The 800-nt window shown below is 63.4% G+C and carries 1 protein-coding gene; it reads right to left on the reverse strand.

Features of this window, described 5'->3' with window-relative positions:
• On the reverse strand, positions 1-800 hold an 800-nt coding region (gene kduI / locus A0U87_RS02785; protein ID WP_137405203.1), incomplete at both ends, for a 5-dehydro-4-deoxy-D-glucuronate isomerase.

Genomic DNA, 800 nt, shown 5'->3' on the forward strand with positions numbered 1-800 from the left:
GTTCATGTCGGTATAGTCCTGGTTCTCGCCGGCCATCGCCCAGATGAAGGCATAGGCCTTGGTGCCCGATCCCATATGGATCGACCAGGGCGGCGAGATCACCGCTTCCTCATTGGCCATGACGATGTGACGCATCGCGTCGCCCTCGCCCATATAGTGGAAGACGCGGTCGGCATCGCCATCCAGCTCGAAATAGAAATAAATCTCGCTGCGGCGCTCATGGATGTGCGGGGGCATGGTGTTCCACACCGAACCGGGCTTGAGCACGGTGAGGCCCATGACCAGCTGCGCGCTGTCGCAGATGCCGGGGATGACGAGCTGGAAGATGGTGCGCTCGTTGGATTCTTCCAGGCTGCCGCGCTCCAGCGCATTGGCGTCGGCGATGCCGAGCTTGCGGGTGGTGAACGCCTTGTGCGCCGGGCAGGAGGCGAGATAGAAACGCGCGCCAGCGCCGGCGAATTCCACATCCTTGGCGCCCATCGTCACATAGAGGCAATCCTTGTTGCCGAGCGTGAAGACTTCGCCGTCGACGGTCACGGTGCCTTCGACGCCCGAGACATTGACGATCGCCAGTTCGCGCCGTTCCAGGAAGGGATGGCCCGCCGCCGAAGCCGGCTCGGTCTGCGCCGGCAGCTTCACCGGTGCATCGGCCACCGCCACGCCGCCGATCACGAAGCGCTCGGCATGGGTATAGTTCAGCACGCATTCGCCGTCACGGAACAGCCCGCCGATCAGATAGCGATCCCGCAGCTCCTCGTTCGACACGCACTCCATCATGTCGGGGTGGGTCGCATAATAGG

This window comes from Sphingobium sp. MP9-4, assembly GCF_005281675.1.
GTDB classification, from domain to species: domain Bacteria; phylum Pseudomonadota; class Alphaproteobacteria; order Sphingomonadales; family Sphingomonadaceae; genus Sphingobium; species Sphingobium yanoikuyae.